Annotated in this window: 7 protein-coding genes; 5 read left to right on the top strand and 2 right to left on the bottom strand. The window is 60.1% G+C overall.

Features of this window, described 5'->3' with window-relative positions:
- Nucleotides 1–83: 83 nt before the first annotated feature.
- Nucleotides 84–3908 carry a hydantoinase B/oxoprolinase family protein gene (locus QEH54_RS10285; RefSeq protein ID WP_309018585.1) on the bottom strand — a complete coding sequence of 1275 codons (3825 nt, stop codon included), beginning with the start codon at nt 3906–3908 and terminating at the stop codon, nt 84–86.
- A gap of 101 nt (nt 3909–4009) precedes the next feature.
- Between QEH54_RS10285 and yihA the strand changes: the two genes are divergently transcribed.
- The 3 genes from yihA (at nt 4010) to QEH54_RS10270 (ending at nt 10956) form a co-directional block, all read left to right on the top strand.
- Nucleotides 4010–4651, top strand: coding sequence for a ribosome biogenesis GTP-binding protein YihA/YsxC (gene yihA / locus QEH54_RS10280; protein WP_309018584.1), 642 nt, complete (start codon nt 4010–4012; stop codon nt 4649–4651).
- 319 nt (nt 4652–4970) lie between these two features.
- On the top strand, nt 4971–5594 hold the full coding sequence (locus tag QEH54_RS10275) for a hypothetical protein (protein ID WP_309018583.1): 624 nt from the start codon (nt 4971–4973) through the stop codon (nt 5592–5594).
- On the top strand, nt 5584–10956 hold the full coding sequence (locus tag QEH54_RS10270; RefSeq protein ID WP_309018582.1) for a M12 family metallo-peptidase: 5373 nt from the start codon (nt 5584–5586) through the stop codon (nt 10954–10956). Before QEH54_RS10275 ends, QEH54_RS10270 begins: the two co-directional genes overlap by 11 nt.
- Before the next feature lie 57 nt (nt 10957–11013).
- On the opposite strand, the gene QEH54_RS10265 is transcribed toward QEH54_RS10270, so the two are convergent.
- Nucleotides 11014–11607: a TetR/AcrR family transcriptional regulator gene (locus QEH54_RS10265; RefSeq protein ID WP_309018581.1), complete on the bottom strand. Its 594-nt coding sequence runs from the start codon at nt 11605–11607 to the stop codon at nt 11014–11016.
- A 133-nt stretch (nt 11608–11740) separates the two neighbouring features.
- On the opposite strand from QEH54_RS10265, the gene QEH54_RS10260 reads away from it, so the two are divergent.
- Both QEH54_RS10260 and QEH54_RS10255 read left to right on the top strand, forming a co-directional pair.
- Nucleotides 11741–12493 (top strand): SDR family oxidoreductase, encoded by a 753-nt coding sequence (locus QEH54_RS10260; protein ID WP_309018580.1) that lies wholly within the window; start codon nt 11741–11743, stop codon nt 12491–12493.
- A gap of 135 nt (nt 12494–12628) precedes the next feature.
- Nucleotides 12629–20413 (top strand): S8 family serine peptidase, encoded by a 7785-nt coding sequence (locus QEH54_RS10255; RefSeq protein WP_309018579.1) that lies wholly within the window; start codon nt 12629–12631, stop codon nt 20411–20413.
- Nucleotides 20414–20481: the final 68 nt, after the last annotated feature.

Genomic DNA, 20481 nt, shown 5'->3' with positions numbered 1-20481 from the left:
AGAGATTCCACCACCCAGCGATCCTCACGACTAGAGGATCGCTTTTTTTGTCACCATCGCCCTCGACTCCTCTTCACCATTCGCTATTCATCATTACCCTCTCCCCAAGCGCCGCCGCCAGGCGTCTCCACGAGCAACACGCTATCGGCTGCCAATTCGAAAGATCCATTCCCTGGCAAACGCTCCTCGCTGCCATCCGGCTTGAGCAGCGCCTGCCGCCCGCAACTCCCAGGCTCTCCGCCCGCCATGCCAAACGGTGGCCGCTCACGCCGCTGCGTCAGCAATGACAACGTGACCGGCTCCAGAAAACGGATACATTTCACCACACCATCCCCGCCACGACGGGCCCCTATTCCTCCCGATCCATCTCGCAGGTGAAAGGCTTCCAGGCGGACGGGATAGCGCAGCTCCATCAGCTCAGGATCCGTCATCGCTGTATTCGTCATGTGGGTATGCACGCCACTGGCTCCGTCCCTTTGAGGCGTGCCCCCCTCGCCGCCCGCGATGGTTTCATAGTAGCCAAAACGGCTCGTTCCGAAGATCAGATTGTTCATCGTCGACTGGCTGCACGCAGCCAACCCGAAAGCCTTGATCAAGGTCGACACCACAAGCTGGCTAACTTCCACGTTGCCCGCTACCACCGCAGGGCAACGATTGGCATCCTGATGAAAAGTCGGATTCAGCATTCCCTCTGGTATCCGAATATCAACCACATCAAGAAATCCTTCGTTCAAAGGAATATCCTCAGCAGCCAAAAGGCGTAGCGTATAGATCACCGCGCTGGTCACGATGGCAGGCGTCGCGTTGTAATTGCTCGCTTGCACCCCGGCGGATCCCTCGAAATCGATCATCCACTTGCCGCTCGCCTGACGAGAAACCGTCACGCAGACTTCGGCTCCATTGTCCAGGCGCTCCCGGGTGGAACGCGACGTCCACGGCGCGTTTTCCTCTCCCTTGTTTTTCCCAAATTCTCCGCTCTGCTCCATCGCTCTTCGCAGGGCTGTCGCCGCTCGCTTCTTGAGCAACCCCATGAAACGGTCCACGCGTTCCTCTCCCTCCGAACGAGCGAGCTCTCGCAGGGCGGCCTGCCCACGGCGAATCGAAGCCAGCTGAGCGGAGAGATCCGCCACGTTCTCATCCAGCGATCGGCTCGGATAATCCCCCTCGCTGAGAAGCCGCTTCAGATCGTCCCAATTCGCCCGCCCTCCATCGATGAGCTTGAACGGAGAAATAACCACGCCCTCTTGGGCCAGATTTTCCGCGTTCGGAGGCATGGAGCCCGGGCTGATTCCACCGATCTCCGCATGGTGGGCGCGATTGGCCACATATCCAATCCGTCGCGATCCATGCTTTGAATACACCGGAGCGATCAGGGTGACATCCGGCAAATGGGCTCCTCCGAAAGCGGGATGATTCGTCACCACCACGTCTTCGGGACCGAGGTCCATGGTCTCGACGACGGTCCGCACGCAAACGCCCAGAGCGCCGAGGTGCACCGGTATATGGGGAGCGTTCGCCACGAGGTAGCCCTCGGCATCCAAAAGGGCGCAGGAGAAATCCTTTCGATCCTTCACATTGGTGGAAAACGCCACCCGCTCGAGCAAGGCGCCCATCTCGTCGACGAGAGCCAAAAAGCGGTTCGTGAAAAGCTCCAGGTCTACGACCTCATCAAGCTGACGACCAGTCTCCCCGCCAGCGGAAACCTTGCGCAGGCGAAGCGTTCCTAGGCTCCCAACTTCCGTCACCCAGCCCGTATCCACAAATACAGTACTGTAGGGATCCTGAATCACTAAAGGCCCTTCGAGGCGGTCGCCTACAGATAGGTCCGCCCGGTCAATGAAGAAACGCGAGCGATCGCGCGAAACGTCTTCACCCGTCTCAAACCGCTCGTCGATTGCGTCGCTAGCGCCGCCGCGTCCGATCACGCGAATCGCCACCAACTCCACCGCTAGGCCCGTCGGCAGAAAGCCGAACCGATCCTCGTAAGCGGCCTCGAAGCGCTGCGCGATGCTCTCGGCGGGTCCACCCTCCACGACGAGGATGGACTCCTGTCCTGCGAAACGAAGCTCGTACCTCGCCGGCAGCAGCTCCACCTCGGATTCCGCAAGCCCGTCGCGGCGCAGCTTGTCGCTGGCTTCGCTTCCCAGATCGGCCACCCAGTTTTCGATGAGATCGACGACCTCCGAAAACGGCCGCAACACCTGCCGACCAGCAAACTGCTCCAGCTTTGCCCGCTCCAGACCGTAGGCGCTGAGCAAGCCCGCATCCGCGGGGAACAAAACCGTATCCATGCCGAGACGATTCGCCACCGAGCAAGCATGCAAACCGCCCGCTCCTCCAAACGCCACCATAGCGAAGCCCGCCGGATCATAGCCCGCACCCACCGATATTTTTCGAATCGCCTCCGCCATGCGCTCGTTGGCGATTTCCAGAAATCCCTGCAACAGTTCGTCCTCGCCGATGCGTTTTCCCAAAGCCTTTTCGATCTGCTCCTGCAGATCGCGCAATCGCTCGCGAGCCGCCTCTTCGAAAACCGGTATTCCAAATCTGGATGCATCCAAACGTCCCAGCAATAGGTTCACATCGGTGACCGCCAGCGGCCCGCCCGCCCCATAGCAAGCGGGACCCGGACTGGCCCCGGCGCTCTCCGGCCCTACACGCAACGCCGTGCCGTCGAACCAGCAAATCGAGCCGCCGCCCGCCGCCACGGTTTCGATGCGCAAGCTGGGGGCGTAGACGCGAGCCGCCCCGATGCGTTGCTCAAACTGATAGTCCAACTGCCCGTCGAAACGCGACACATCGGTGCTGGTGCCGCCCATATCGAAGGCGATAGTCTTCGGGCGTCCCGCTGCCAAGCCGACGCTCGACGAACCCACCACGCCGCCCGCCGGTCCACTCAGCAAACTGTCCTTGGGGCGAAACTGCTTCCGACCTACCAACCCGCCCGCGCTCGTCATCACCCGCAGCGTAGACAGCGCCAGACCTCCGGGTTCGCGCTCCTCGCCAGCTCGCTCACCCCTCTCCATCGCCTCCTCCACCGCATCGAGGTAGGCTTCCATGATAGGAGCGAGATAGGTATCCACGACCGTCGTTTCCGTCCGCGGCAACAACTTCACATAGGGCGAAAGCTCCGACGACAGGGAGACGTAGCGACATCCTTCTTCTGTAAGCATCTCTCGGATACGCTTTTCGTGAACATCATTTCGGTAGCTATGCATCAACGCCACCGCAAAGGCCTCAACGCCGTTCCGTTTCGCCTCAGCGATCAGTTCAGCTAGAGCGACCTCGTCCAACGGTTTCAGCGCTTCGCCATTCCTATCCAGACGCTCATCGACTTCGTAAACGCGTTCCGTCAACGGATCCGGTTTCTGGATACCGAGCTCGAATAGATCGGGCCGCTGCTGATTGCCGATCTTCAGCAAGTCTCGGAACCCACGCGTCACGAACAGTCCCACTTTGGCTCCTTTGCGTTCAAGCAGAGCGTTGGTTCCGCGAGTGGTCGCCAAACGCATGTCAAGCGGCGGCAGGGCATCATCAAGCGATGTCCCGGTGATCAAGCGAGCGGCCAGCGTGGGCGGCTCCTCGGGGGATTGAAATTCGCACAACTGCCCTTTCTGCACTTCCGGCAGAACTCGGTCCAGCTTGGCGACGCCACGGTCAGCGTCCCATTTCACTACCGCGCTTTCAAACGGCTGCCGACTCAAAACGCGAAACGTGTATCCACGAAAAAAGTCATCCGGCAGTTCCTGGGCGATATCGACCTCCACTTCGTCGTCAGAAAGTTTGGATACGAGACTCGCTCGCAAGCAGCTGCTCGATAGCACTTTGGCACGTCGGCGCTCACCCTCTGGCGTCAAGGCGATGCAGTCCGTGAAGGTTCCTCCCGTGTCGATCCAGAATTTCCACATAGCTCCCAAGGCAAAGACATCCTCGAGCCTGTGGAAAGAGCGAAATCCCTCAACCGCCTTTCCCTTTGACTCTCCTCCCGCCTCATGTCTTTTCCTTTTCCATGAAGACCATCGCCGCCCGTTTCCTGACCAGCGCCAAGGACCTCGCCTCCTGCCCGCCTTCGAAGCTGCCGGAAGTGGCCTTCATCGGTCGCTCGAACGTGGGCAAATCCTCTCTGGTCAATACCCTAACCAAGCAGAAGGATCTGGCGAAAGTCTCCAAGGTCCCAGGCAAGACCAAGCTCATCAACTTCTTCACCATGAACGGGAACTGGAACCTGGTCGACCTGCCCGGCTACGGTTTCGCCAAAGTGGGCAAAGGCGAGGAGCAGAGCTTCAACCTCGCCGCAGGCGACTACCTCACCGAGCGCCCGAACCTGAAGCTGATCCTCACTCTGGTCGACTCGCGCTTCGAGCCCACCGAGATCGACCTTGCGTTCATCAACTGGCTCAACGAACGCGAAAAGCCTTATTCGCTCGTCTTCACCAAGACCGACACCCTTTCCAAGGACGCCTGGCAGCGAAACCTCGCCATCTACGAGGAAACGCTGGAAGCCCTGGAGTTTCCCATCCCACCCATGCTGCCCTGCTCCTCGAAAACCGCGGCCGGACGCGGCGAGCTGATCCAATACATCGAAAGCGTTCTCCCGAAGCCCAAAAAGAAAGCCAAAGGTAGCGGCGTTTCGCTGAACTGGATGAAGTAGCGGCCACCGGCCCAGCGGCCAGCCTCAGCGCCCCTGGCGTCTTCCAGCGGAAGCGCTTTCGATCGAGCGGTCGATCGTATCCTAACTTTAGATACACTGACCTCCCTGGCGCAGCTATTCCGTTTCGCCCCCCGAGCGGCCGAGCGCATATTTTCGCCCCCGTCTCGCCATCCCGAGGCAAGCCCTCGGCTCCGCCGAGCTCAGAGAGACCGAAGCGAGGCATCAAGGCGAGACGCTTCCTCGGACACGTTCAGTAGTATTGCTTAAGAAAGCTTGATCGCGCGACATCGACCATTATCCTTAGCCCGAACACCTGTCCGTGAAACCCCGCACCAAATACCTCGCTCTGTTTTCGGCTCTGATGGCCCTCCTCTTGGTACTGGCCAATTGGCCGGACGGGACCATGGCTCAGAGGGAAATGACCGCGCCCAGTCCTCCGGAAACGGCGGAAGCGGTCCCGGCCGAAGCGACGCAGGAACGCCCCCAACCGTCGGTTGTCGAGGCTGCTCGGAGCGAGCCTTCGACCAGCTACGAGACAGACCTAGCCCTCAGCCTCGACCCTGAGCGCTTGGAGGTGGACCCGCGACACCCGCACCAGCTGGGCAAATGGCTGGTCTCGATCGATCCCGCCCCCTCGAAATGGGACGCGCAGACCTCTTTCACCCTCTCGACCACCCTTCCCGACGGATCCCGCCACGCCTTGCGACTGCGCTTGATCGAATCATCAGGCCCAGAGAAAGGCACCTTCTCGGGCGCCGTTATCGGTAGCGATTCATCCCAAGCCATTCTCAGCTACGTTCGCGATAGCGTCGCAGGCGTTATCCGTCTGCCTGAGCAAGGGATCTCGTGGGAAATCCGAAACCATGCCTCCGGCAGACAGCTGTTCGAAAAGGTGGACCTGCAACAGCTCAAACCCTGCGCCGCTTGCGCCCATGATCGCTAGCAGCCGCGCAACACGCCCACATGGACGGACTTGGGCGAGCGTCGTCCGAATCTGGCTGCTCTGGCTGCTCATCCCAGGGAGCGTGGCCGCCCTGCCTGCGGCCACGGCCACCCGCACCATCGACGTGCTGATCGTCTATACCGAGCGAGTCAGCAACGACTACGGAGGGGCCGACGGCGTGGAAGCCCTGGCCCGGTCCTGCATCGTCAGCTCGAACGAAGCCTTCGCCGGTAGCGATACCAACACCCAGCTCCGTCTGGTGGGCATCAAGCAGGTGGACTATTGGGAGGATGGGCAGGACATGGGCGTCGACATCGAGCACTTGACCAAGCCGAACGATGGAGTCATGGACGCGGTACACGAATGGCGCAACGAAACGGGCGCCGACCTCGTGTATCTGTTTCGTGGAGACACCTACGGCGTGGACTCCATCGGCATAGCTTGGATCCTAGACGACACCTCAGGATCCCCAAGCGCGGGTTTCGGCATCGTCACCGCCGAATACGCCCTCAGCGACCTCGTGCTGCAGCATGAGATTGGACACAACCTCGGAGCGGCACACGATCCGGACAATACGGAAAAGGGGGGCATCTACCCCTACTCCTACGGCTACCGCTTCGACGCGAGAGGCCAGACCAAGCGCACCGTGATGGCCTACGCCCCGGGAGCCCAAATCAACGTCTTCTCGAATCCAAACAAGGAGTACAGAGGCGCCGCCACCGGCAAGGTGAATGCCGACAACGCCCGCACCATTCGCAACATCTCCAGCCAGGTCGTCGCCTACCGCTCCTACAAACCGACGCATCCGGTCGCCGTGGCGACCAATCAAACCCGCACCCATTTCGAGGACAGCGACGATGACGGTTTTCATACGGTGAGCCTCGACGGCTCGCTCAGCTCGGGATGGCTACGCCCCAGCTCCTGGCGCTGGAGCTGGAACGGCGGTTCGGCGAGCGGCGAGACGGCGGAGGCGAGGCTGCCCGTCGGCGCCACCACTGTCACCCTCACCGTCACCAACGATAGTGGGATGACGGATACGGATACCATTTCCTTTTCCATCAGCGCCTATTCGGAAGTCGCCGACATCGTGTCCGGCCCCAATCGGCTCTACCTCCTCAAGGAAAACGGGACCGTGCTCGCCGCGGGATCCGACCTGAACAAGCAGTTCGGTCTTCCCACCTCCTCTTACCCGTCGCTCGACTTCCAGAAGATCGCCCTCGACGATGTGGTCGAGATCGTCGATGCCTACGGACACACCCTTTTCCGCACGTCCCAGGGGGCGGTGTTCGGCATCGGCAGCAATGAAAATCAGCAACTCGGTGTCGAAGGCCAGACCCAGGTCGACACCTTCACCAAAATCCTCGCAGCCGACGCGGTTTCCATCGCCAGCAGCTGGAACCACATCCTCCTGGTCACCAAAGACGGCAAGGTTTGGGGCTGCGGCGGGAACTCCAGAGGGCAACTGGGCTTCGCAAAAAGCGACGACCCCGCCTCTCTGCAAGTGGTTTTCGATGCAGGCGCCGTCAAGGCCGTGGCCGGGAACGGCTTCTCCGCTCTTCTGGACAAGAACGGCGGTCTCTGGATCAGCGGCGAGCTCTCGAAATACATTTCGCCGGAGCTGGACGAGGAAGAGCACCAGCGCTTTCGAAAAGTTGTGGACTCTGGCGTGACCGACCTTTCGGCGAGCTACTTCCACCTGGCATTCACCATGGCGGACGGAAGCGCTTGGACAGCCGGGCGCAACGGCAACTCGGGCAGGCTCGGACTGGGGCAACAAAACGACGCCGTGCCAGGGCTCCACAAGATCGTCGACTCCGGCGTGCGCTCCGTTCAAGCGATGTCTTCCGGGACCTACGTGGTGCTGAAGACGGGCGAGGTCCTGGGAACCGGTTCCAATCTCGTCAGCCTCTACAAGGGCAACATCTCCACCGAAGGAAAGCTGATCAGCCTCATCCCCGGCCGCGTCGAGCGTATCACCTCAGATGGGGATTTCACCGTAGCCCTGCTGGTCGACGGATCGGTCTGGGCCGGGGGCGACAATCGCAACGGCCAGTTCGGAAACGGTTCGAACAGCCACACCAGGCAGCCCTTGGAGCAGATCACCGCCAGCACCCGCGACGACGCCTTCACCAATCTCGCCCCCACCGCGATCGCAGTTCACGAATCGGATAACGTGGCACGAGGAAGGGACGGCATCGCTTCGGTCACGCTCCACGGGTTGCGATCCACGGACGACTGGAAAGTAACGAGCTACGCATGGAGCTGGCAGGGAGGGACCAGCGAGGAGCCCCGCGTACTGATCGACCTCCCGCAGGGATCCAACGCGGTCACTCTGACCGTGTCCGACGGAGAAGGACGCAGCGATTCGCAAACCATCGACGTGGTGGTCGCTCCCCACAGCAAAGCGGTGGATGTCTATACCTTCGACGGCCGCATGTTCGTCATCAAGGAGGATGGTTCACTCTGGGCCCAGGGCTACAACACCTACGGCCTTTTCGGCAGAAGTTTCATCCAGGACACCGAGGACGTCCTCCTGCCTCTCTTCAACCAAGGGGTCGCTCAAGTCTCCGCTGGAGTCAGCCATTGCTTGGTGCTGAAAGACGACGGTTCCGTCTGGGGCGCGGGATCGAACGGCTACGGACAGCTCGGGCTCGGAGCCGCGCAGTTTAGCAAAGGCTTCGTCCCAATCGTTTCCTCCGGAGCCAAGAAAATCGCCACCGGAGACTACCACAGCTTGATTCTCATGGACGATGGCTCAGCGCTCGGCATGGGCAGGAATGGCAGCGGCCAACTCGGCCCCACCTCGAACTTGCCTGAAGGCAGTTTGATCCCGATCCACCCATCGCAGGTATCCGATATCGCCACGTCCGATAGCAAGACTTACCTCCTGCTAGAAACGGGCGAACTGCTGGAAACAAGCTACGACGACGAGCGCTACGCATACACGTTCTCGGCTTGGGACGGCCCTTTCGTCAAACGGCTGCTTTCCATGGACCAAAACTCGTTTTTCTACGAGTCGGTGGATGGCAGCATCGGGGTAAAAGCGAATCGATGGGAGGAGCTCGAATTCGGCTCCTACATCTTCGGCTCGGGAGGGAACCGGGTCCTGCTCAGCGGCCCCTCACCCCGTTCGCTCTCCGCCTCAGAAAACCGACTGGCGATGGTAGACAAAGATGGAAAATGCTACGCCTACGAACCGCCGGACTATTCCTACTACGCAAGTCTCCAGCCCGTGCTGGCGCCGATCAGCCACTTTCCTTCGGGTGCGCTGAAAGTCAGTCAAGACGGCAGCTACACGCTCTTCCTTTTGGAGGATGGCTCGGTATGGGCTAAGACGACGAGTAGCTCCCCGTACCGCGATCCCCCGTTCGACGCAGCCCCAAGCGGCATTCCCATACTCCTGGCGGAGGCTCCCAACCCCACGACGAACTCGGCTCCCGTCGCCCAGGCCGGACCGCCTCAGACGCTGGAGGACTTTCTTGGACGCGACGGCGCCGAAGCCATCCTCGACGGCAGCCAATCCACCGACGACAAGTTCATCAAGACCTGGCGGTGGAGCTGGAACGACCAGACCGAGGTCGGCAAGGTCATTTCCGCTCGCTTCCCCTTGGGCAAAACCGAGGTCACGCTCGAAGTGGAGGACACGGAGGGCCTGACGCACACCAGCCAGACTAGCGTCACCGTGCAGCGAAAGTCAGCTCTGCGAGCACTCGATTCAAACGACCAAACCCTCTACTTTCTGCTGGAAAACGGCGACGTCTATACGGGAGGCCGAGTCGATCGGTCGAACATTGGATTCACTCTCGCCAACGACAGGACTTTCCTCCGACTCCCCCTGAGCGACATCGAACGCATCTCGGGACGGTTCGGCCGGACCATGGCCATCGACGCCGCTGGAGCGATCTGGGTTTCCGGAACAAACCAGGAGGGCGAGCTCGGGACGGGTTTCTCCAGCAAGCTCACCCCGTTCACCAAAGTCATCGAGTCGGGCGCAGTGGATTTCACCGTCGGCGACGCCTGCTTGTTCGCGGTTCTAAAAGACGGTTCCCTCTGGGCCTGCGGCGACAACCAGTATCAGAACTTGGGCCACGAGTCCGCCGAAAGGCTCGTCGCTTGGACCAAAGTCATCGAATCCGGCGTGGCCAAGGTTCGCGCCAGCTGGCAGGAAACGGTGATTCTGAAAACGGACGGATCGGTCTGGGCCTGGGGCAGAGCAAACCTGCGCCCGGGCGAAGAAGGCGATGTCGACGAGCAAGCGAATCCTCCCAACGCCCCGATTCGCATCCTCTCCTCCGGCGCCGCGGATATCGACTACTTCGACCGACGTCTCCTGATCACGAAACTGGACGGATCATTGTGGGGATTGGGAAACAATCACGGCGCCGCCCTTGGGCTCCACCGAGACCTGGCGCGCAGCGACCAACTGGTGCGTCTCACGGACGCAGCGGTTCGACAGGCCAAGGTCGCCTCGAGCAAAACCCTCTGGCTCGAAAAGGACGGCAGCCTGTGGGCGCTCGGACAGGACTCCAACGGCAGCCTCGGCCTGGGCGAAATCGGTTCCGACGCCCAGCTCACTTCTCCCCAAGCTCTTCTGCGCGGAGAAGTCGCAGACTTCACCGTGACGCCCCTGCGCACACTCGTCCTGCTGAACAACGGACAGCTCCTGTTGAGCGGACAGGAGCTGAATACCGGCACCCCCTACTACCACTACCAAGAGGCATGGAACCCGCTCTCCCCCAATCCGACCTTCTTCGGCCCCCAAAGTCCGATAGCCGACGCGGGCCAAGATATCGTGCTCTTCAGAGACAGCTACGCAATGGCATATCCCTTCCTCAACGGTCTGAATTCCAGCGACGACTGGGCGATCAAGAAATGGACCTGGGAAATCAGAGGCCGCCAGTACCAGAGCGCCCAGATCACTCCCTATCTGCGAGAGGGCGAATACATCGCGAAGCTGACCGTCGAGGACCATTTCGGAAACCGCTCCACCGACACCATGACGGTCACCATCAAACCCTACGATAGCTTCACGAGCTGGCTGGCCGAGACCATCGAGAATGCGGAAATCGAGCAAATGACGGATCCGTTTTCCAACGACTTCGACCAGGACGGCCTTTCCAACATCACCGAATACCACCTTGGGACCGATCCCGCGGACCCCAGCTCCGGAGCATGGCTCTCGCTCGAACACCACCAAGGAAAGCTTCGCCTGACCCCGTCGATCGAGGTCGAAGGTCCGCTACCGATCCTTTTCTCCACCGACCTGATCAACTGGTCCGACTGGAATGGAGACATCGAACTGGATCCCCAAAAATCTGGCTCTCGACAAAGCTTCTTTCGACTCGGGACCTACCAATACTGATCGTCGCCGTCGACCCGCGTCTGACCGCGACAGCCCATACCCGCCAATCCTCGGCAGCTAGGCCGCCGAATCGCATCGAACCGGCCCCAGCAGGGCGGAAACCATCTGCTCGACGTAGCGACGGATCTTTTCCTCGCTCTCCCCTGCTCGCGTCTTCACCCGCACCGCGAAGACGATTCCAAACAACAGGTTCGCCAACTCAGCGGCATCGACGTCCGGCTCGATCTGCCCCTGCTCCTGGGCCTGGCGCAGCCGGGATTCGATCCAGCCTTCCGACCAGCTGACGTAACCCCGCAGCACCTTCTGGATCTCCGGCTTCTCCTGGGCGATCTCCAGCAGACCGTTCACCACGAAGCAGCCGCGATTCTGAGCATCCGAAATCACGTCTCTGATCAGCTCCTCAAACAAGGCCTCGATCTGCTGCAGCGGTCCCTCCGCCTGCTCAGCGCGCACGTAGAAAACGCTCACCTTGCTCGCGTAGTGGTGGAGACACTCGGTGTAGATCCCGTCCTTGTTTCCAAAACAGGAGTAGATGCTGCCCGCAAGCACCCCGGTCTGCTTGACCAGGTCCTTGATCGACACGCCACGATAGCCCTTCTCCCAGAAGAGGTCAGTCGCTTGGTCAAGCAAGCTCTCGCGACAATGTTTCACCGGACGCGCCATACCTCCACCTACGAAATCGTTTTTGAACTTTTGTTCAATAACTATTTGACAAGCGGATCAGCGAAAGGTTTTTGTATGACCGTTCATTTATCTTTCTATCCAACTGAAAACCAACACTATTATGAGCCTGACTATCGAAAATACCGTCGCATTTGTAACTGGCAGCAACCGTGGGATCGGTCGCTCCATCGTCCAGGAGCTGCTCAATCGCGGAGTGAAAAAGGTCTACGCCGCCGCTCGCAACACCGATGGCGTAGCTGACTTCGTTTCCCAGTACGCGGATCGCGTCGTTGCAGTGAAGCTCGACGTGACCGATCCGGAACAAGTCGCGGCGGCGGCCAGCCAAGCCGAAGACGTCACCCTCTTCATCAACAACGCGGGCGTGCTCGGAAGCACCGACCTGTTCGGCGGCGATCTCTCGGCCGCTCGACATGAATTCGAGGTCAACTACTGGGGCGTGCTGTACACCACCCGGGCATTCGCTCCCATTCTGAAGGCCAACGGAGGCGGCTCGCTCGCCACCGTCTCCAGCGTGGCCGGACTTTCGAACTTCCCCGCCATCCCGACCTACAGCGACTCCAAGGCCGCCGTGCACTCCCTGATCAGCGGAAGCCGCCTGCTGCTGGCCGCCCAAGGCACTAAGGTCATCGGCATCTATCCGGGCCCCGTCGAGACCGACATCATCAAGGACATGGAAATGACCCTGCCAACCACCTCGCCAGCCGACGTCGCCGTAGCGATCGTCGACGGCATCGAAGCCGGCACCGAAGACATCTTCCCAGACGCCTTCGCTCAAAATTACGCCGAGCCCTACCAGGCTGGCCATCGCGCCCTGGAAAACCGCATCGCCGCCATGCTCCAGCAGCCTGCTTGATCGCGTCGAGGCCTAGCGCTCGAGAACCTCTAGCCGCGTCCCACTCAGGGCCGCGGTTTTTTACGTAGTAAACTCATCAATGAGCTAGACGGGGGCACGCAACTAGCTATTAGGTGATAGCACCAAGCTCTGCTGATGAATAAGCTTTTTTCGAGCAAACGCGCCCTGGCGCTCGCGTTCGCCATCTCTTCCGCTGCTGTCCTCGTTCTTTCTCTGCTCAACATTGGCGAAAAAAGCCACTCGGCAGCGATCGATCAGTCCATTTCCCCGACTAAAGCCCTCGCTCCGATTGCCGGCGACGCTTCGACTACCGTCGAAACGAGCCCTCCCGATCTGGGACTCTCCGCCAGCCCGGCGAGACGGTTCGCCTGGTTCCAATCGATCTCCGAGCAGATCGTCCATCAGAGCTCGGTCGACTCCGGACCCTACCGCGTCGAAACCACCATCGCTCGGACCCGCTTCCACCGCCCGCTGCTCCGCCTCGATAGAACCTACTACGGCCAAGGGCATATTCACGAAGGCGAACTGGTCAAAGAAAGCCTGAGCATAGCCAACGAATTCATCGTGGCCGCCACCGCCAATAGCCGCCTCTCCGAAATCGAGCGAGTCGCCGATGCTCTTGGAGCCGCCGCGGAGCCGCTTTCCCGCAATAGCGATCTGTTTCGATTTCATTTCCCGGAAACCGAAAACCTCGCCGCGCTTCCGCAGCGCATGGCAAGCTTGGGCGCCCTTCCCGAAATCGTGCGCTACGTGGAGGCGGATCAGCTCCTCCGACGCTCGGCCTTCGAGCCGAACGATCCGCGCTTCCCTCTGCAGTACAACCTTTCCAACCCGCTCGGCGCCGGCAGCGCCAACCGCGACATCGACGCCCCGCAAGCGTGGGACACCATCAACGCCTCGCCGGAGGTGGTCATCGCCATCATCGACACCGGAATTCGAGCCACCCACGAAGACCTGAAGGACAACCTGTGGCGAAACGAGGGCGAACTGGCCAACGGGCTCGACGACGATGGCAACGGCATCATCGACGACCTCTTCGGTTTCAACGCGATCGAACACAACGGCGATCCGAACGACGACAACGGCCATGGAACGCATGTCGCCGGCATCGCCGCAGCGCGGGGCAACAACAGCAAAGGCATCGCGGGAGTCACCTGGGACGCCCAGCTGATGCCGCTGAAGTTCCTCGACGAAACGGGATACGGCACGATCTCCGATGCCATAAAATGTATCGATTACGCCATTACGAATGGCGCCGATATCATAAACAACAGCTGGGGAGGATCGGAAAACAGCGAGGCTTTGTACGAAACCCTTACCCGAGCCTCGGACGCCGGAACGCTCATCGTTTCCGCCGCCGGCAACGAATCCCTCGACCTCGACGAGACGCCGACCTACCCCGCCGCCTACCAAATCCCGAATCAGGTCACCGTCGTCGCAACCGAAAACTACGACACCTTGTCCTTCTACTCCAACTACAGTCCCCGCCTCGCCCATATCGCCGCACCGGCCCGAGCGATCAGCGCCTTCCATACCGCCGATGACGCTTACGCCGAACTGGAGGGCACTTCGATGGCCGCCCCTCTGGTGGCGGGCTCCCTAGCCCTGATCAAGGCGAAGTTCCCGAAAAACTCTGCCGAGGGAAACCTGGCCCGCTTGCTCAACTCGGTCGAGCTGCGAACCGATCTGTCGCGCGTTTGCCTCAGCTCCGGTCGACTCAACGTGCATCGCGCCGTCACCGGAGCGTCCAACGCGCCTGTGAACGATACCTTCGCCCAGGCGGAGGAGCTCTCGAGCCTTGGCGGCCGGCGCAGCGGATCCCTGAGCCTAGCAACTCGGGAATCCGGCGAACCGCTCCCCGCCCCCAACGCCCAAGGCGCTACGGTGTGGTACATATGGACGCCCCACCTGTCAGGCGTGGCCCAAATCAAGCTGAGCCCAACCGGTTTCGCTGGAGCTCTCTCCATCTTTCAGGGAAGTTCCCTTTCAAATATCCAGCTTGTGGATACGTCATCATCGACAGAAAGCAACGGTCCGATTGTCCTCAACTGGGAAATCCTCGCCCACCAGACGTACTTCCTACAAATCGACAGCGTGAACGAGCGCCTCGGCCCCTTCTCTCTTGAGCTGGTGATCGCTCCGCCAAACGACGCCTTCGATAACGCTACGATTCTCGAAGGAAGCGTATTCACGGTATCAGGACGCAATACGGCAGCGAGTCTCGAACAAGGCGAAACGCCTCTACACCCGTCCGCCACTGGAGCGAGCGTCTGGTACCGCTGGAAAGCTCCCCAGTCCGGAAGCGTCTACCTCAAGATCGCCCAAACCTCGAGTCGACTGTTCACCCGCGTTTTCACCGGAGAGGCGCTAGCGACCCTTTCCCCGCTCGAGGCCTCTTTCGAGTCAGGCAGCCAGTCGAACCTCGTGTTTCAGGCCAGCGCAGGCGTCACCTACGCGATCGCCGTGGACTCCCTGTCGGCCCTCGGCTCGGATTTCCATTTGGAGGGCAGCTACATCGGGGCGCCCCGCATCCTGGTGCATCCGAAGGATCAGTCCGTGGAACTGGGAGACCGGGCTTCCTTCTCGGTAGTGGCCGTGGGAGACGGCGTGCCAAGCTATCAATGGTTCAAGGACGGCGCAGCGATACAAGGCGCCACCCGCGCCAACGTGGAGATCCCAGCGATCACGAAAGAGGACCTCGGCAGCTATTCCGTGGAGCTCCGCTTTCCTAACCAGACCTTGCGCAGTCGCTCGGCCGTGCTGAGCCTCTTCGCCGGAACTTTCCAGTTCATACGCAACCCCGCGCCTGCATCCATAAAACAAGGACAGAGCGTCACCCTATCCGCCTTGCTCAATCCGGGCTCCGGTACACCAGACCTGCAATGGCTGAAGGATGGAGAAGCGATTCCCGGTGCCAACGATCTGACCCTATCGCTGCAAAACGCCAAATCCGCCGACAGCGGATTCTACCAACTACGAGCGACCAAAGGGGCCGCCAGCGTTCTTTCAGAGCCAGCCTACCTCGTCGTCTCGGATCGCGACGAATTCTACGCCTACGCGTGGACGGGGCCTTCGTCTTCGAGCGTCTCCACCCACGGTTTGAAAACGATTGGGAACTACTTCGTCACCACTCGCTCGGGGCCCTTTTCCTTTTCCCTGGATGGACGCGTCTGGCAAACCGTGGACATTGAGAGCAGGGACATCACCTGGAACGGCGACTTCTACACCCTCATCTCCGACAAGGCGGTTTACACCTCTCCCAACCTGCTCCACTGGACGAAGAAAAAGGAGTTCGAAAAGTCGCTTTACTCCATCGCGTATGGTGCCGGCAACTACACGATTCGCGCCGCAGACGGCATCTACCACTCCACCGACGCCTCCTCCTGGACCAAAACCCTTGAACTTACGGGCCAATGGGGAGAGACCATCGCTTTTGGAAATGGACTCTTCGTCGCCGCTCGCTTCAGCGCCATCTACTCCTCCCCGGATGGCATCACGTGGTCATCGCATTCCGGGCCGACCGGCCAACTAACCATCGCTCAATACGGCGACGGACGGTGGTGGCTTTATGGATACGCAGACGTCGAGACGCTCTGGGTCTCGAAAGACGCCCGAAACTGGACCACCTTTCCCTTCAGCCAGGACAGGCTCGATGATGTGGTCATCGACGAGGACCAAGATCAAGTCTACCTCCTTCTGGAAACGCTGGATAACGAAGGACTCCACCCTCCACGCTACCGACTGGAAGTTTACCGTGTAGACGGCGAGAGCTACGAGTATCGAAAGTTCCTATACACCGAAGAATCTCCATGGACGCCGCCTCTGACCTTCAAGGACGGCGAAGGAATCATCTCTACCAACAAAGGCGTGACGCCGCTAGACGAGCTGACATCGCTGCACTTTGACAACCAAGCCCAGTCTTGGTACTCGAACGCCACCATCAGCTACGCCAACGACCGCTTCATCGCCTCCTCCGGCCGGTGGCTCTACAGCTCCGGCGACGGAGCGAATTGGACTCGAGAAGCGTCGAACACCTATGACCATGGCTACGGGCGCTTCGTCTACGGAAACGGCGTCTACCTCAGCGAAAACCACGTCGGAAGCACCCTATCGAGCCTCAGCAAACACAGCGTCAATCTCGAGAGCATCGTTTTCGAAGAGAACCGCTTCGTCGCCATCAGCTGGCCGGATGGCATCAAGCACTCCACCGACGCAAAGACATGGAACAGCGTTTCCGGCATCAACGCGACCCACCTCGTCTACGGCAAGGGCGTCTTCGTCGCCTATTCGGAGGACGACCTCTACACTTCGGAGGACGGCATTCAGTGGACCGAGCAATCCCTGCCCGAGGGGGCACGGTTCTCCTCCATGGTTTTCGGAAACGACACCTTTCTCGCCTTCGCCCAAAACAAGTGCTACACATCGAGCGACGGGAAAAGCTGGCAACGCAAGGCCAACCTCTCCTTGCCCAACCATTCCAGCGACTTCGTCTACAAGGTCCATTTCATCGATGGCGAGTTCCTCGCTCTGTATTGGGATGACTACTACTTCACATCTTCGGATGGCGACTCCTGGAAGCAGATCGCGGCAAGCCCGACCTTGGTGAACAATCACGGCTCGATTCTCTCCAATGCCGCCGAGTCGGGGCAGGCCATCGTCACCAGTTCCGAACGCGGCATCGCCATTCTAGGCCATCACCGTTCCAATCTCAGCGAAACGAGCTTCGTCAGCCATCCCAGCACCATGAGAAGCCAGCTCGGAGCTCCGCTTGACCTGCGCTTTTTGGCATCCGCGCCGATCGAGAGCATCGACCGCACTGAGTTGCTCATCAATGGAGAGCTTTGGGAAACGCTGCCGGCGAACCGTCGCGCTTTCCGCTTCACTCCAGAGACCGCTGGACAGTATCTCGTCGAGGTCGTCACCTACACCAAGGATGGCAACCGAGCCGCCGACAGCATCGCCCTCGAAGTGCCGCCGCTGCTCACGGTGAAAAAGCCCAGCGACGAGTTTTCGCTCAACGATCTCATCTTCCATCATGGCGCCTACTACGGCGTGAGCGACGGCGGTCGGGTACACCTCTCCACCAACGGGATCGACTGGAAAACCTTGCAGACTCCCAGCATGGAGCCGCTCACCAGCATCGCTGCCAATCCGTCCGGTTTCGTAGCTGGCTACCAGGGAAAAGGAGCTCTCTTTAGTCATGACGGGATACATTGGATACAAACCGGGAACTTCGATTCGGACGGTGTGGTGTGCGAGAATGGTCTCTTCATCGCCGGACTGAGTTGGGCTCCCATGCTCTCACGCGACGGCATCAACTGGTTTCCAGCAGGTGAAGAAACCATTTCCGTAGAACCGGATTCACGAGATCTAGTTTTCAACGCTTTCGATCAAAGCTTCGTCGGCGGCCTCGGCCGAAGCTGGACCCGACTGGAAAACTTCTCAAAGGTCTACCAAGTCGGCGATACCTATGTCGGCCTGGGCTACTACGAGGTCTCCACCAGCCGAAATCTGGAAGTCTGGAGCGCGCTCTTTCCAGAGGAATCCGCTTACGACCTGCGAAAAGTCGGAGACCTTCTCTTTTTGGAAACGTCATCAGGCTACCACTACACCGCGGACGGCGAAACGTGGTTCGCTATGGAAGACTCCTTCTACGGGCAACAGATCAGCTACTCCGACGGCTACTACTACACCTTCACCACCCGTTCAGGAGACAACCCGTTCATGGTCGTCCTTCGCTCCCGAGACGCCATCGACTGGGAGCAGCTCGGCGAACCCATTCCCTTCGAGGGCTACGCGTTTCGCATCGGTCCCTTCGTCGCCTCGCCTTCCGGCTTGGCATTCACCGCGAACGACGGCTCGACCTATTCCTTTGTTGGTGTCGATGGCAGCCTGTACAGCCAGACGTTCGACTCCTTCGGGTTTCGCGAGAACATCGCGATCATCGGCATCGACCCCGTGATCGCCGTGACCGACTACCAATCCTACTTTAGGAATTCGGGCGGCCAATGGCAGCGCACCAAGACCCGTGTGGAGGAAAACACCGTCTTCGCCAGCGGGGTCTACCTCGGCGATTGGCATTTCGGTCTGCATCGAAGCGTCGATGGAGTCAACTGGACAAAAGTTGCGTATCCAGAATGGCTGACAAACGTCTACTTCGACATCGAGGAGCTGTATAGCGATGGCGACTACTTCTGGCTGCTCATCGACTACGAGATCAATCGGGTCGACCATACCGCCTATGCCCGATCGAAAGACGGCTTGAAATGGGAACGCATCGATCCTCAGGACGACCAACGCCTCTTCGACAAGCCGGTTTCCTTCAAGGGGAGCATCTATTCCCACTGGGGCGAGTCCGTCATCCGGCTTTCAAACGACTTCACTCGCTCCTCCCAAGTGTTGCAGGCCAGCGGGAGCGTTCAACTTGCCGCGACCGACACTCGACTCGGGGCCCTCGTCGGCTCCTACGATGGGACTTCCAGCATACGCTTGTCCAGCGACGGCGAATCCTGGCAAAGCCAATCGCTGCCGATCACCGGCTACCTCACCCTAGCGGCTACCAACGACGCGTTCTACCTCGCTGGCGAGAGCGTATGGACCTCCTCCGACGGACTTGAGTGGGAGCAAATCATCCCCTATCCCGCCAAGGTCGCGACCTTCGAAGATCACGTCGTTTTCTACACCGACAACTTGACCTTCATCGAACCAGTCAGCCGAGACCTAAGCATCCGCGACCTCGTCGTATCCAACGTCGACTACGGCGTGGGCGACCGGATTAGCTTTCGCATAACCCTTCAGAACAACGGTCAAGACACCCTGCAGCTGGCCAAGGATTCAAAAATCAACTACACCTTCGCCAAGACCGTCGGAAGCTGGACCTTGCGCAACGAGAGCGACGGCTTCGGTGGCAGCGCCACCATCCCCTTCTCCCAGCTCGCCCCGTCCGAAGCGCGCGCCTTCACCATCGAAACCACAGTTCCTGAAGGCATCAGCCCAAGCCAATACTACCTCAGCGCCCGCTTCCCCGATGGCATCGTCGCCGAAGATGGCAACACGTCGAACGACTTCTATGTCGCTTCGGAGACTTCGCAGATCACCGTCCCCGGCCGCGATCTTGCCATCGACCCTAGCCCGAACGGGCAGGTCATCGGAGCGAGAGACGGGCAGGAGTTCGCATGGAAGGACAAACTGCGTCTCAAGGCGCAACCGGATTTTGGATACGAGTTCCGCGGTTGGGCAGGAGACAAGCCCTACGGCGACGCGTTCTACCTGCTGACGCTAGATGAAGACACTCGCCTTGCCCCGCTATTCACCCCGCGCGTTTACAAGGTCAGTCTCAACATCGTGGGCGAAGGAGCAGTGGACGGTCTGCCCGATTCCAGTACCTTCGACTTCGGCCAAACCCTGAACCTCACCGCAGCGCCGGCCGACGGATGGATATTCCTCGGCTGGGAAGGCTACGGAAAAGAGAAATCGCAAGCCCTCACCGCCACAGTCGGTCGCGACTTGGCCCTCACCGCCCGCTTCGGTCGGACCTTCTCCTCCTGGGCCGAGGAAAAATACCCTGAAAACGAAGCGGACCGCGCCATGCTCGCGGATCCCGACGGAGATGGATTCTCAAATCTCGAGCACTTCGCCCTCGGACTGGACCACCGATCGGAAGCGGGGGACTTCGTCCTGGGCTGGAGCTATCAGGACAAGGTGATCACCCTGCGCTACGCCACCTACTCCGGGCTCGCCAATGTCGAGGTCGGCCCCGAATGGACCGAGGATGGCGCCACCTGGCACAGTTCGCTCATCAACACCCGAACGCTTGGCCAAACGGAATCGCTCATTCTTCACGAAGCCACCCTGAGCATGCCCGCTTCCGCAAGCGCTCGCTTCCTTGGACTCAAAGTCTCGAGCGACGAAGCGCTCTAGCGACCCGGATGAAGCGAGCGTCGAGTCAACAGGCGCGTATCTCGAAAAGCGAGGAGACCGTAGTTGCT

Origin of the sequence: Pelagicoccus sp. SDUM812003, from assembly GCF_031127815.1 — a bacterium.
Lineage (GTDB): Bacteria > Verrucomicrobiota > Verrucomicrobiia > Opitutales > Opitutaceae > Pelagicoccus.
This window is presented reverse-complemented; position numbering and strand designations above follow the sequence as displayed.